The organism is Delftia sp. WSY_16, assembly GCF_043104415.1.
Lineage (GTDB): Bacteria > Pseudomonadota > Gammaproteobacteria > Burkholderiales > Burkholderiaceae_C > Comamonas > Comamonas tsuruhatensis.
Map to the genome: position 1 here is coordinate 56,605 of NZ_JBICKS010000005.1, position 13,733 is coordinate 70,337.

Annotated in this window: 10 protein-coding genes; 5 read left to right on the forward strand and 5 right to left on the reverse strand. The window is 68.5% G+C overall.

Translation table 11 applies throughout. The annotated features are described in order from the left end of the window. Positions 1–16: 16 nt before the first annotated feature. The 3 genes from ptsP to ACF8O7_RS03390 are packed head-to-tail and all read left to right on the forward strand — an operon-like array spanning position 17 to position 5,273. Positions 17–2,560 (forward strand): phosphoenolpyruvate--protein phosphotransferase, encoded by a 2,544-nt coding sequence (gene ptsP / locus ACF8O7_RS03380; RefSeq protein WP_126311897.1) that lies wholly within the window; start codon positions 17–19, stop codon positions 2,558–2,560. Continuing rightward, on the forward strand, positions 2,557–3,522 hold the full coding sequence (locus ACF8O7_RS03385; RefSeq protein ID WP_126311844.1) for a 1-phosphofructokinase family hexose kinase: 966 nt from the start codon (positions 2,557–2,559) through the stop codon (positions 3,520–3,522). The genes ptsP and ACF8O7_RS03385 overlap by 4 nt, the downstream gene beginning before the upstream one ends. A gap of 23 nt (positions 3,523–3,545) precedes the next feature. Then, positions 3,546–5,273: a PTS fructose transporter subunit IIC gene (locus ACF8O7_RS03390; protein WP_126311843.1), complete on the forward strand. Its 1,728-nt coding sequence runs from the start codon at positions 3,546–3,548 to the stop codon at positions 5,271–5,273. 56 nt (positions 5,274–5,329) lie between these two features. Here the strand turns inward: ACF8O7_RS03390 and proX are convergent, their stop codons facing one another. The 4 genes from proX to ACF8O7_RS03410 form a co-directional block, all read right to left on the reverse strand. After that, the gene (gene proX / locus ACF8O7_RS03395) at positions 5,330–6,376 is read right to left on the reverse strand and encodes a glycine betaine/L-proline ABC transporter substrate-binding protein ProX (RefSeq protein ID WP_088165310.1); all 1,047 of its coding nucleotides are present in this window, start codon (positions 6,374–6,376) and stop codon (positions 5,330–5,332) included. A 110-nt stretch (positions 6,377–6,486) separates the two neighbouring features. After that, a complete protein-coding gene (gene proW, locus ACF8O7_RS03400; protein WP_126311842.1) occupies positions 6,487–7,686 on the reverse strand; it encodes a glycine betaine/L-proline ABC transporter permease ProW in 1,200 nt (399 codons plus the stop codon). Beyond that, positions 7,683–9,029: a glycine betaine/L-proline ABC transporter ATP-binding protein ProV gene (gene proV / locus ACF8O7_RS03405; protein WP_155525076.1), complete on the reverse strand. Its 1,347-nt coding sequence runs from the start codon at positions 9,027–9,029 to the stop codon at positions 7,683–7,685. Before proV ends, proW begins: the two co-directional genes overlap by 4 nt. A gap of 696 nt (positions 9,030–9,725) precedes the next feature. After that, positions 9,726–10,334 (reverse strand): TIGR00645 family protein, encoded by a 609-nt coding sequence (locus ACF8O7_RS03410; RefSeq protein WP_016445176.1) that lies wholly within the window; start codon positions 10,332–10,334, stop codon positions 9,726–9,728. A gap of 231 nt (positions 10,335–10,565) precedes the next feature. Here ACF8O7_RS03410 and acs point away from each other — a divergent pair, with 231 nt between their 5' ends. Together acs and ACF8O7_RS03420 are read left to right on the forward strand one after the other, a co-directional pair. Continuing rightward, complete coding sequence (gene acs / locus ACF8O7_RS03415; protein ID WP_126311840.1) at positions 10,566–12,566, forward strand: acetate--CoA ligase; 2,001 nt, start codon at positions 10,566–10,568, stop codon at positions 12,564–12,566. A 175-nt stretch (positions 12,567–12,741) separates the two neighbouring features. Further along, complete coding sequence (locus tag ACF8O7_RS03420) at positions 12,742–13,224, forward strand: hypothetical protein (protein ID WP_016445178.1); 483 nt, start codon at positions 12,742–12,744, stop codon at positions 13,222–13,224. A 106-nt stretch (positions 13,225–13,330) separates the two neighbouring features. Here the strand turns inward: ACF8O7_RS03420 and ACF8O7_RS03425 are convergent, their stop codons facing one another. Beyond that, positions 13,331–13,636 (reverse strand): c-type cytochrome, encoded by a 306-nt coding sequence (locus tag ACF8O7_RS03425; protein ID WP_016445179.1) that lies wholly within the window; start codon positions 13,634–13,636, stop codon positions 13,331–13,333. Positions 13,637–13,733: the final 97 nt, after the last annotated feature.

Below are 13,733 nucleotides of genomic sequence, written 5' to 3' on the forward strand. Positions count from 1 at the left end.
TCCCACAATCCGCGCCATGATCAATGCCCATTCATCCCTCCCGGCGGTTGCACCCACCGCTTCTGCGGGCCTGCAGATCGCCGTGCGCCTCGACGCCAGGGTGCGCGACAAGGCCGACGCCATCGCCCAGGCGGCCCGGCTGCTCCAGGACCGTGGCTGCGTGGCCCCTGGCTATGCCACCGGCATGCAGGCGCGCGAGGCCCAGGCCGAAACCTTTCTGGGCCACGGCGTGGCCATTCCCCATGGCCGCGCCGAAGACCGGGCCCTGGTGCTGCGCGACGCGGTGGCCGTGCTCCAGGTGCGCGAGGGCCTGGATTGGAATGCCGGCCAGAACGTGCATCTGGTGGTGGCGGTGGCGGCACGCTCCGATGCCCACATCACCTTGCTGCGCCGTCTGGCCGGCCTGCTGCAGACACCCCGGCTGCAGGCGCTGTTCACCACCGGCGATGCGCAGCAGGTCATCGATGCACTCCAGGGGCAAGCGGACCCGGCGCCGCCTGCCGCCCGCCCGGCGGCAGTGGACCTGGCCGAGGCGCGCGAATGGACCATTGCCTATCCCAACGGCCTGCATGCGCGGCCTGCCACGCGCTGGGCGGAGGCGGCGCGCGGCTTTGCCTCGCGCATCCAGGTGCGCCATGGCGACGAGGTGGCCGATGCGCGGCAGATGGCCAGCCTGCTGCAGCTGGGACTGCGCGAAGGCGACAAGGTCACTGTCTCGGCAGGGGGTCCCGACGCCAGTGCCGCGGTCCAGCGCCTGTGTGCCGTGGCCCAGGCCCTGGTGGTCCAGGAACGTGCCGATGCCGACGCCGCTGCGCGCAAGGCGGCCGAATCGCCCGCCACGGGCTGGCTGCCGCCGCTGGCGCGGCCTGCCTTTGTGGGCCTGGGCGCCAGCCCGGGGCTGGCCGTGGCCCGCATCCACCAGTGGCGTGTGGAGGCAGCCGAGATCCCCGACCTGCCCGAGCCGCTCAGCGTGGGCGGTGCGCGGCTGCATGCGGCGCTGGCCGAGACACAGGGCCAGCTGCGCGCCCTGCATGACGACACCCGCCGCCGCCTGGGCGAAGGCGATGCGGCCATCTTCAGCGCGCAGGCCGAGTGGCTGGGCGACACCGGACTCATCACGCGCGCCTGCCAGTTCATGGTCCAGGGCCACGGCGTGGCCTGGGCCTGGGACCAGGCCGTGGAGGAGGGGGCTGCCCGTCTCCAGGCGCTGAACAACCCCGCGTTGGCCGCGCGTGCCGCCGATCTGCGCGACGTGGGCCGGCGCGTGCTGGTGCAACTGCAGCCCTCGCTGGCAGCGGCGGGACCGGATGGCCTGCCGGAAGGCGGCTGCATCCTGGTCGCGGCCGATCTTTCACCCTCGGAAACCGCCCAGCTGGACACGGCGCGCGTGGCCGCGCTGGTCACGGCGCAGGGCAGTCCCACCTCGCACACGGCCATACTCGCGCGCACGCTGGGGCTGCCGGCCGCCGTGGCGGCGGGCGGCGGCGTGCTGGGCATGGCCGATGGGGCCCTGGCCATCGTCGATGGCGCCAATGGCCGCATCTACCTTGATCCCTCGGAGCAGGACCTGGTTTCGGCGCGTGCCCACATGGCCGAGCAGCGGGCGCTGCAGGAACGCGTGTCCGCGCAGCGCAGCCTGCCTGCCATCACCACCGATGGCGTGCGCATCGAAGTCTGCGCCAACGTCAACCTGCCCGAGCAGGTGCCGCTGGCCCTGTCCCAGGGCGCCGAGGGCGTGGGCCTGATGCGCACGGAATTCCTGTTCCTGGAGCGCGGCAGCACGCCCGGCGAGGACGAGCAGTACGAAACCTACCGCGCCATGGCGCAGGCGCTGGAGGGGCGGCCGCTGATCGTTCGCGCGCTGGACATCGGCGGCGACAAGCAGGTCGCCCACCTGGAGCTGCCGCGCGAGGACAACCCCTTCCTGGGCGTGCGCGGTGCGCGGCTGCTGCTGCGCCGCCCCGACCTGTTGGAGCCCCAGATGCGCGCCCTGTACCGGGCGGCCCGCGATGGCGCAAGGCTGTCGGTGATGTTTCCCATGGTCACCAGCGTGCAGGAACTGCTGGCGCTGCGCGCGGCCTGCGAACGGCTGCGCGCCGAACTGGACGCTCCGGTCCTGCCGCTGGGCATCATGATCGAGGTGCCCGCCGCCGCCGTGCAGGCCGACGCACTGGCCCGCCATGCCGATTTCTTCTCCATAGGAACCAACGACCTGACCCAGTACGTGCTGGCCATGGACCGCCAGAACCCGCAACTGGCGGCCGAGGCCGACAGCCTGCATCCGGCCGTGCTGCGGATGGTGCGTGCCACCGTGCAGGGCGCTGCCACCTGCGCGCGCCCCGTGGGCGTCTGCGGCGGACTGGCCGGCGACCCGTTCGGTGCGCTGCTGCTGGCCGGGCTGGGGGTGGGCGAGCTGTCGATGACGCCCAACGACATCGCCGGTGTCAAGGCCGGCCTGCGCGCGGCCAGCCTGCGGCAGCTGCAGGCGCTCGCAGACAGGGCGCTCGGCTGCGAGGATGCCGCGCAGGTGCGGGCACTGGCCAAGGAGGTGACGGCATGAACGCCCCGCAAGCCATTACCGTGACCCTGAACCCGGCCATAGACCAGCTTGTGACCCTGGACGCGCTGCTGCCCGGCCAGGTGCAGCGCGCGCTGGGCAGCGTGCAGGCGCCGGGCGGCAAGGGCATCAATGTTGCCGCCGCCTTGGCGGGCCTGGGCATTTCCACGGCCGCGCTGGGCGTGCTGGGCAGTGACAACGCCGGCATGTTCGAGGCCTTGTTCGCCCAGCGCGGCATTGCCGACGCCTGCCTGCGCGTGCCGGGCCAGACGCGCACCAACATCAAGCTGGTGGCCGACGGCGGACGCCAGACCACGGACATCAACCTGCCGGGCCTGGCCTTGGCCGAAGCGCATCTGCACGCCGTCATGTCCGCGCTGGCCCGGTATCTGCGGCCCGGCCTGGCCGTGGTGCTGTCGGGCAGCCTGCCCGCCGGCCTGCCTGCGGACAGCTGGGCCCGGCTCCAGGCCCAGGCCGTGGCCGCCGGTGCCGACGTGCTGCTGGACACCAGCGAGGCCCCCCTGGCCGCCGCCCTGGCGACGGCCCCCTATGCGGCCATGCCCTGGGCCATCAAGCCCAACCGGGAGGAGTTGCAGGCCGCCACCGGCCAGCGCCTGGACGGCCGCGATGCGCTTCTGGCCGCCGCGCGCAGTCTGCTGGACAGGGGGCTGGGGCTGGCCGTGGTGTCCATGGGCGAGGAGGGCGCGCTGTTCGCCAGCGCGCAAGGCGCGGTGATTGCGCGGCCGCCGCAGCGGGCACGCGGCAGCTCCGTGGGCGCGGGCGATGCCATGGTCGCGGGCATGGTGGCCGCGCGGCTGCGCGGACTGGATCTGGCGGACACCGCACGCCTGTCCACGGCCAGTGCGCTGGCCTGGCTGCAGGCCGCGCCCGCGCGCGAAGTCGATGCCAACCGCGTCCAGGCCCTGGCCGCCAGCGTGCTGCTGGAGCCATGCCAGTGGCCGTGATCCCCCATTCTTCAGGAGCTTTCATGAACCCTCTTTTTGTGGTGATCGCAGCCGCCGGGCACGACGCCGAAGCGCTGCTGGCCGCCGAAGCCCTGCGCCATGCGGCCGGACAGCGTCCCTTGGCCGTGGAAGTGCGCGCCAGCGGCGGTGTGATCGGGCTGCATGCGGCCGATGCCGCCGCGCAGGCCGGGCAATTGCTGATCGTGGGGGATGCCGGCACCGATGACGATGCAGACACCGCCGCCGATGCCTCCCGCTTCGTGCAGGCCGCCGTCGAGCGCTGCAGCCTGCGCGAGGCGCTCGACGATCCGGCCGGCGTGCTTGCACGCTGCGCTGCCGCCAGTCCCGCAGCACAGCGCACGGGCAAGCGGATCGTGGCCGTCACCTCCTGCCCCACAGGCATCGCCCATACCTTCATGGCGGCCGAGGGACTGCAGCGCGGCGCGGCGGCGCTGGGCCACGCCATGCGCGTGGAGACACAAGGCTCGGTGGGCGCGCTCGATGCGCTGACGCCGCAGGAGATTGCCGAGGCCGACCTGGTCATCATCGCCGCCGACCGCGAGGTCGATCTTTCGCGCTTCGCGGGCAAGCCGCTGCTGCGCAGCGGCACCAAGCCGGCCATACGCGACGGCTCGGGGCTGATCACCCGGGCGCTGGCCGAAGCCACCGTGCATGGTGCCGCCGTGGGCGCTGCTGCAGGCGGCGCCGCGCCCATGCCGGCCCGGACCCAGGGCGGTGCCTATCGCCACCTGATGACCGGCGTGTCCTTCATGCTGCCCTTCGTCACGGCCGGCGGCATTCTGATCGCCATGGCCTTTGCGCTGGGCGGCATCTATGTCCATGACGATGCCCACCAGGGCACGCTGGGATGGACGCTGTTCCAGATCGGCGCCAAGGGCGGCTTTGCGCTGATGGTGCCGGCACTGGCCGGCTATATCGCCTATTCCATTGCCGACCGGCCCGGCATTGCGCCGGGCATGATCGGCGGGATGATCGCGTCCAGCATGGGCGCAGGCTTCATCGGCGGCATCGCGGCCGGCTTCATCACAGGCTACGGCGTGGCCTTCATGGCAGCGCACATCCGGCTGCCGCAGGCGCTCAAGGGCCTGCTGCCCATGCTGATCCTGCCTGTGCTGGGCAGCCTGTTCACGGGGCTGCTGATGTTCTATCTGGTCGGTGCGCCCGTGGCCGAGCTGCTGCAGTGGCTGAGCGCCTGGCTGCGCGGCATGCAGGGTGCCAGTGCCTTGCTGCTGGGCCTGTTGCTGGGCGCGATGATGGCCTTTGACATGGGCGGGCCGGTGAACAAGGCCGCCTATGCGTTTTCCACGGGAATGATCGCGAGCCAGGTCTACACGCCCATGGCTGCAGCCATGATCGCCGGCATGACGCCGCCGCTGGGGCTGGCCCTGGCCACGCGCCTGTTTGCAGACCGCTTCACGCGCGAGGAGCGCGGCAGCGCCGCCTCGGCCGGCGTGCTGGGCCTGGCCTTTGTCACCGAGGGGGCCATTCCCTACGCGGCGCGCGATCCGCTGCGCACGATTCCGGCCCTGGTGCTGGGCTCGGCCGTGGCCGGCGCCGTGTCCATGCTGGCGGGTGTGGAGCTGAAGGTGCCGCATGGCGGCATCTTCGTCGCGCCCATTCCCAACGCCGTGACCCACGTGGCCATGTATGCGGTGGCGCTGGTGGCGGGCGTGGTGGTCACGGCCATCGCCCTGCGCATGTTCAAAAGGCCCGCCGAAGCGGGCCTTTGAAGCGGGCCTTTGAAGCAGGAGCCGGGGGAACGCCTGGAGCAGCTCCCCCGCAGCGTTCAGCGGGCTGCGGCGCGGGCCTGTTCCAGCCAGCCGTCGAAGGTCTTCTGGTGGGCCTTGATCCAGCCGTCCACATGGCGGTTGATGTCCGAGGGCTTGTTCTGGCCCTGGCTCATCATGTGGTTCTGCGCGCTGATGTCGCCCACGGGCAGCTGCATCAGCTCGAACAGCTTGCCGGCGTCGGGGTGCTTGTCGGTGAAGGCCTTGTTGGCCACGATCTGCTGCTTGTTCACCACGAAGCCGTAGTTCTTGCCGTTGGGCAGCTTGGTATCGAACTTGGCCTGCTCGCCGGGCAGCGAGGAGAAGGGCACCTCCAGCCACACCACGTCCTTGCCGGGCTTGAGCACGTTGCTCACCCAGTAGGGCGTCCAGGTGTAGTAGAGGATGGGCTTGCCGGCCTTGTAGCGCGAGATGGTGTCGGCGATCAGCGCCGAGTACGTGCCCTGCTTGTGGGTCACGGTGTCGCGCAGCTTGTAGGCCGTCAGGTGGTGCTCGATCACGGCCTCGCAGCCCCAGCCCGGCGTGCAGCCGGTGAGGTCGGCCTTGCCGTCGCCGTCCGAGTCGAACAGCTTGGCGATCTTGGGGTCCTTCAACTGGCCGATATTGGTGATCTTGTATTCGTCGGCCGTCTTCTTGTCGATCAGATAGCCCTGGGCCGCGTTGTCCGAGTACACGCCCTTGCGGAACAGCTTGGCGTCGCCGCCCGCGTTCTTGTAGTAGTCGGCGTGCAGCGGGTTCCAGTGCGTGGCCAGGAAAGTGGCATCGCCATTGGCAATCGCCACGTGGGCCGTGGGGTACTCGACTTCCTGGAAGGGCTGCACGTCGTAGCCCAGTTTCTCCAGGGCCTTCATGACGATCAGGGTCTGGAAGCTTTCTTCAGCGATGGAGCTCTTGAGCGGCGACACCTTCACGCCCTTGCCGGGCTGGTCGCTGGCGGCCGATGCGCCTGCGCAGGCCAGTGCGATGCCGGCAGCCATCGTGGCGGTGCGCAGCCAGTGGCTGGCAGTGGCAGTTGGCAGTCGATTGTGGTTCAGGGCTTGGTTCATCCTCGGGTTCCTCCGTTGTGTGATGAAAGGGGAGTGGGCGGCCAGCCTGGCTGGCCGCTTTTCGGGAAGGCGGCGCGGCAGTGGGCCCATCCGCGCCGCAGTGAAGGCATTCAGCTGGTGCTGCCACGATGGACCGGCTTGTTGCCGGCGCCCAGCAGGCGGGCAATGCAGGCGGCGGGGCCGCTGTGCCACCAGCGCGCACCGCCACGGGTCGTCTGCCCCATGGCCTGGGTGATGCGGTCCAGCACGATGGCCAGCAGCACGATGCCCAGTCCACCCACGGTGGCCAGGCCCATGTCCAGGCGGCCGATGCCGCGCAGCACCATCTGGCCCAGGCCGCCCACGGCGATCATGGAAGCGATCACCACCATGGACAGCGACAGCATCAGCGCCTGGTTCACGCCCGCCATGATGGACGGCATGGCCAGCGGCAACTGCACCTTCCACAGCAACTGCCAGGGCGATGCGCCATAGGCGCGGCTGGCTTCGATCAGGTCGGGGCGCACCTGGCGGATGCCCAGGTTGGTCAGGCGGATCAGCGGCGGCAGCGCGAAGATGATGGTCACGATCACGCCGGGCACGTTGCCGATGCCGAACAGCATCACCACGGGCACCAGGTAGACGAAGGCCGGCGTGGTCTGCATGGCGTCGAGCAGCGGGCGTGTCCAGCGCTGCGCACGGTCGCTGGAGGCCAGCAAAATCCCCGCGGGCAAGCCGATGACCATGCAGAAAACCAGCGAGGTCAGCACCAGGGACAGCGTCACCATGGCCTCGGGCCAGATGCCCAGCATGGCGACCACCACCAGCGAGACGGCGGCGCCAATGGCCATGGCGCGGCCCGCGAACTGCCAGGCCACCAGGGTCAGGATCAGGATCAGCAGCGGCCAGGGCAGGGCCAGCATGGCATCGGTGATGCCCGACAGCGTGCCGTCGATGGGCGTGCGCACGGCCTGGAAGAAGGGGCGGAAATGGTGGACTACCCATTCCAGGCCGCTGTTGATCCAGCCCTGCACGGGCAGGCCGTCGGTGGTCAGTTGGTGCCAGAGGCTGGCATGGGCGTCGTCGGGAACCCCGGCCGACGCGCCCAGCCAGTCGCCGCCCGGTGCATCACCGCTGCTGGCAGCGCCCCAGGGATCGGGCGACGCATCGGCGGGCGCCTGCGTGGAGGCGGCTGCCCAGGGATCGGCGCTTGCGGGGGCCGCGGCATCGGCGGCAGCAGGGGCTGCGTTTGCATTGGCGCTTGCTTCGGACCAGGGATCGGTGGCGGCAGCGGCGGTGTTCGGGTTCAGGCTGTTGTTGGCATCGCTCATGCGGCATCTCCTTGTCGTTGTTCGATCGGCTCCACGGTCGGCGCGACGGTGGGGGCGACGGTGGGGGCGACGGTTGGGGCGTTGGAGGCCGGGAAATGCGGGTTGAGCGTGACGGGCGGCACGATCTCCTGCGGCGGCGGCACGGGCGGCGTGTCGCGGTCCAGGAAGCGCAGCATGGTGGTGCGGCTGACCACGCCCATGAACTGGCCGTCGTCGTTGGTCACCGGCAGCGCGCAGGGCGCAGCGGCCACGGGCCCGAACAGCTCGGCCACCGGCGTGCCTGCGGACAGCGGCTCGACGTTGGGCAGGAAGGCGTGGCTCAGGCCCAGCATGCCCGGGCGGCCATGCAGTGCGTCGCGCAGCGATTGCGAGGACACCACGCCCAGGAAGCGGCGGCGCGCGTTGACCACATAGGCGTAGTCGCGGTCGGAGTCCTCCAGCAGGCGCTGGGCGGCGCGGCAGCCGCGGTCGCTGTGCTCCGACACCACGGTCAGGGCCTGGCGCGCAATGTCCCCGGCCTTGAAGACAGAGGCCGCATCCACGCCACGCACGAAGCTGCGCACATAGTCGTCGGCAGGGCTGCGCAGGATCTCGTCGGGCGTGCCGACCTGGATCACCTGGCCGTCCTTCATGATGGCGATGCGGTCGCCGATGCGCATGGCCTCGTCCAGGTCATGCGAGATGAAGACGATGGTGCGGCGCTGGATCTGCTGCAGGCGCAGCAGCTCGGACTGCATCTCCGTGCGGATGATGGGGTCCAGGGCCGAGAAGGCCTCGTCCATCAGCAGGATGGACGGATCGGACGCCAGCGCCCGGGCCAGGCCCACGCGCTGCTGCATGCCGCCCGACAGCTCGTCGGGATAGCTGGCGCCCCAGGCGCCCAGGCCCACCTGCTCCAGCGCGGCCTGGGCCTGCTTCTGGCGCTCGGCCTTGTCGGCGCCGGCCAGCTCCAGGCCGAAGGCCGTGTTGTCCAGCACCGTCATGTGCGGCATCAGCGCAAAGGACTGGAACACCATGGAGATGTCCTTGCGGCGCAGCGCGCGCAGATCGCGCTCGCTCAGGGCATTGATGTCCTGGCCATCGACCACGATGCGCCCGGCCGTGGGCTCGATCAGGCGGTTGAGCATGCGCACCAGGGTGGACTTGCCCGAGCCCGACAGGCCCATGACGACGAAGATCTCGCCGGCCTCGATGGTGAAGTCGGCGTCGAACACGCCGATGGACTGGCCCGTGCGCTCCAGGATCTCCTGTTTGCTCAGGCCTTGTTGGACGAGCTCGAGTGCGGTCCTGGGGTCGTCCCCGAAAACCTTGAACACATGATCGATGATGATCTGCTTGGCCACTGTGGCGTTCTCCTTTTGGGTGAGATGGAACACAGTCCAGCGTCCTCGACGGGCGAAGACGCTGGCGCGCAAGCCAAAAATGAAGCCCTGATGCCGTTCGCTGCAGGGGACGGCCGTCCCCCGTTGCTGGAATTCAAACAGGTGCGAAAGCACCCGAGACGGCTCGGATGGCACGCGAAGCGGTGCGCAAGAGCCAGAGGTCGAGAGCAGCCGGCGGCAAGCGCGCGCGGTGTCTCAGGCGGGCATCGTGGCTGAAGATCAGCCAGCGCGATGCCCCACAACATCAGGACCGAGTTTCGGCCCGGTTGACGGGGCTGTGCCGGGAGCACAACGATCCGCCGGAGGGATCGGCAGGCCGTGAAGACGGTGCCGATGACCTGCTTGGCAGGTTGTAAAGAAGCCGAAATTATATAAAACAGGTTTTACTGCGTCAAAACGCATGAGCTGGAAAAGGCCTGTTTCGGGCTGTTTCAAGCCCTTGAGGGCTGCAATCCGGTCAGTATTTGCTCACTTAATGAGAGCATAGAGATCATGATTCAAAAGGCATATGCTGTCATCGATGAATAAAATCGGTCAAGCGTCAGCTTGAGGAAAGCTTCAGGCCCGATCTGCGGCAAAAAGCGTGCCTGCGCCCGCCCATGAAAAAAGCCCCGCAGCGGCTGGCGCTGCGGGGCTTCGGTGAGGGATGCCGCCGGCTCAGTGGTTGCCGGCCGTGCTGTTGATCAGCTTGTCGGTGTAGGCGATGGCCAGGGCACTGGCCAGGAAGGTGACGTGGATGATGGTCTGCCACATCAGCACCTTGACGTCGTAGCTGCCTGCGTTGATGAAGGTCTTGAGCAGGTGGATGGAGCTGATGCCGATGATGGACAGGGCCAGCTTCACCTTGAGGATGGAGGCGTTCACGTGGCCCAGCCACTCGGGCTGGTCGGGGTGGCTGTCCAGGCCCAGGCGGCTGACGAAGGTTTCGTAGCCGCCCACGATGACCATGATCAGCAGGTTGGAGATCATCACCACGTCGATCAGCGCCAGCACCACCAGCATGATGATGGTTTCGTTGAGCGCGCCGATGGGCGCATCGTGCTTGTAGCCGATGCTGGTGATCAGCGCCTGCAGCGCTTCCTGGTTGCCGAAGGCGGCCTCGATCAGGTGCCACAGCTCCAGCAGGAAGTGCCAGACATAGACGCCCTGGGCGGCGATCAGGCCCAGGTACAGCGGCAGCTGCAGCCAGCGGCTGGCGAAGATCAGGGAGGGCAGGGGACGCAGGGGGGAGCCGGGGGCTCGGTTGGAGTTTTGCTGGCGGGCCATGGTGGTCGGTCGCGCTTGTCTTGCGTGGGGGCGTGGATGGGAGGGGACAATGGCCGTGGAAAACGGGCGCGCGATTTTAGCGGCGAAACAGGCCATTGCCGGTGACAGCCAGGAACTGCGGGGAATCCCCAGGTAGACGCGCCCAAGGGTGTTTCAGTCAGTGGCATGTAAGACCGGCCCCCGACAGTCACACCACAATTTTTATTTGGCCAGCCCAGGAGACAAGCAAGCATGAGCACCGCAACAGCATCCCCCATTGAATCGGTACTGGTGGAGAACCGGGTCTTCCCGCCGCCGGCAGACTTTGCCGCCAAGGCCCGTATCTCCGGCATGGAGCAGTACAAGGCGCTGTGCGCCGAGGCAGAGAACGACTACCAGGGCTTCTGGGCCCGCCTGGCGCGCGAGAACGTGGTCTGGTCCAAGCCCTTCACCCAGGTGCTGGACGACAGCAATCCCCCCTTCTTCCGCTGGTTCGCCGACGGCGAACTCAACGCCAGCGCTAATTGCCTGGACAAGCACATGGGCACGGACGTCGAGCACAAGACGGCCATCATCTTCGAGGCCGATGGCGGCGAGGTCACCAAGGTCAGCTACCGCGAGCTGCTGGAGCGCGTCTCGCAGTTCGCCAACGCGCTCAAGGCCCAGGGCGTGCAAAAGGGTGACCGTGTCCTGATCTACATGCCCATGACCATCGAGGGCGTGGTGGCCATGCAGGCCTGCGCGCGCATCGGCGCCACGCACAGCGTGGTGTTCGGCGGCTTCTCGGCCAAGGCGGTGCAGGAACGCATCGTCGACGTGGGCGCCGTGGCCGTGATCACCGCCAACTACCAGATGCGCGGCGGCAAGGAACTGCCGCTCAAGGCCATCGTGGACGACGCGCTGGCGCTGGGCGGCTGCGAGGCCGTGCGCCATGTCTTCGTCTACGAGCGCACGGCCACGGCCTGTGCCATGACGGCGGGCCGCGACAAGACCTTCGGCGAGATCCTGGCCGGCCAGAGCACGGAGTGCGCGCCCGTGGCCGTGGATTCCGAGCACCCGCTGTTCATCCTCTACACCAGCGGCTCCACCGGCAAGCCCAAGGGCGTGCAGCACTGCACGGGCGGCTACGTGCTGTGGGCCAAGCAGACCATGGAGTGGACCTTCGACCTCAAGCCCAGCGACGTGTTCTGGTGCACGGCCGACATCGGCTGGATCACGGGCCACACCTACGTGGCCTACGGCCCGCTGGCCGCTGGCGCCACGCAGATCGTGTTCGAGGGCGTGCCCACCTTCCCCAATGCGGGCCGCTTCTGGCAGATGATCGAGCGCCACGGCTGCACCATCTTCTACACGGCGCCCACGGCCATCCGCTCGCTGATCAAGGCCGCCGACAGCGATGCCGCCGTGCATCCGAAGAACTGGAACCTGTCCAGCCTGCGCCTGCTGGGCAGCGTGGGCGAGCCCATCAATCCCGAGGCCTGGATGTGGTACCACAAGCATGTGGGCGGCGAGCACTGCCCCATCGTGGACACCTTCTGGCAGACCGAAAACGGGGGCCACGTGATCGCCCCCATGCCGGGTGCCACCCCGCTGGTGCCGGGTTCGTGCACGCTGCCGCTGCCGGGCATCATGGCCGCCATCGTCGACGAGACCGGCCACGAACTGCCCAACGGCGCAGGCGGCCTGCTGGTGGTCACCAAGCCCTGGCCCAGCATGATCCGCACCATCTGGGGCGACCCCGAGCGCTTCAAGAAGAGCTATTTCCCGGCCGAACTCGGCGGGCAGACCTATCTGGCAGGCGACGGCGCCGTGCGCAGCGAGGACCGGGGCTACTTCCGCATCACCGGTCGCATCGACGACGTGCTCAATGTCTCGGGCCACCGCATGGGCACGATGGAGATCGAATCGGCCCTGGTCGCCAAGACGGATCTGGTGGCCGAGGCCGCCGTCGTGGGCCGCCCCGACGACCTGACCGGCGAGGCCATCTGCGCCTTCGTGGTGCTGAAGCGGGCACGCCCCACGGGTGAGGAAGCCAAGCAGATCGCCAAGGAGCTGCGCGACTGGGTGGCCAAGGAAATCGGCCCCATCGCCAAGCCCAAGGACATCCGCTTCGGCGACAACCTGCCCAAGACGCGCAGCGGCAAGATCATGCGCCGCCTGCTGCGCTCGATCGCCAAGGGCGAGGCCATCACCCAGGACACGAGCACGCTGGAGAACCCGGCCATCCTCGACCAGCTGGCCGAGACGAACTGAGGTCCGACACGACCGCCATGAAGAACCGGAGCCCTGGCTCCGGTTTTTTCTTGGCCGGACTGCGGGCGGCGCCCTGTCTTGCAGTCCTATTTTGTGTGGGCCGACAGCTCAGGCATGATGGTTGCGGTACAACCGAAGCTGTTGCTTTCACCACTGCCGAGGGAGGCCTTTCACCATGAATCTGAGAACCCTGTCGTTGCTGATCACCGTGGCCCTGATTGCGCTGCTGGCGGCATTCAACTGGAACACCCTGGCCGCACCATCCGTCGTGTCGCTGGGCGTCACCGATGTCCAGGCGCCGCTGGGCGTGCTGATGCTGGCGCTGACCTGCCTGCTGGGCGTGTTCTTCGTCGCCTATGTGCTGTGGCTGCAGGGCTCGGTGCTGATGGAGGCGCGCCGACACGCCAAGGAAATGCAGGCCCAGCGCGACCTGGCCGACAAGGCCGAGGCCTCGCGCTTCACCGAGCTGCGCACCGTGCTGGAAGACCTGCATGCGCGTGACAAGGAGGTGCTGATGGCGCGGCTGGATGCGCTGGAGGCCCATCTGGTGCAGCGCGCCCAGGAGTCGGACAACAGCACGGCCGCCTATGTGGGGCAGCTGGAGCAGCAGGTACGCCTGCACCAGCAGCCCGGCACGGGCGCTGCGGACTACAGGTAAGGGGGCCGGGCCCGGATTCACCGGCGGACCATGAAAAAACCGCGCGACTTGCGTTGCGCGGTTTTTTTGCGGGCCCTGAGGCGGGGCCCCGAAGGAAAGGCGGAGCCTACTTCAGCGACATCACCCAGGCGGCCAGCTTCTTGGCATCGGCTTCGTTGACCTGGGGGTTGGCGGGCATGGGAACCGGGCCCCAGACGCCGCTGCCGCCCTTCATGATCTTGCCTGCCAGCTTGTCCACGGCGTCCTTCTGGCCGGCGTACTTGGCGGCCACATCCTTGTAGGAGGGGCCCACCAGCTTCTTGTCCACTGCGTGGCATGCCATGCAGTTCTTGGAGGTGGCAAGTGCCTGGTCGGCCATGGCGGGGGCCACGGCGGCGACGGTCAGGGCAAATGCAATCAATGTCTGCTTCATCATGAGTTCCTGGGGTGTTGTCGGGAATAATTATGCGAACCATTGTAGTGGGCGCGCATGCGTGATGCGTTACCTCGTGTGAAGCGCTTTGTGGCGA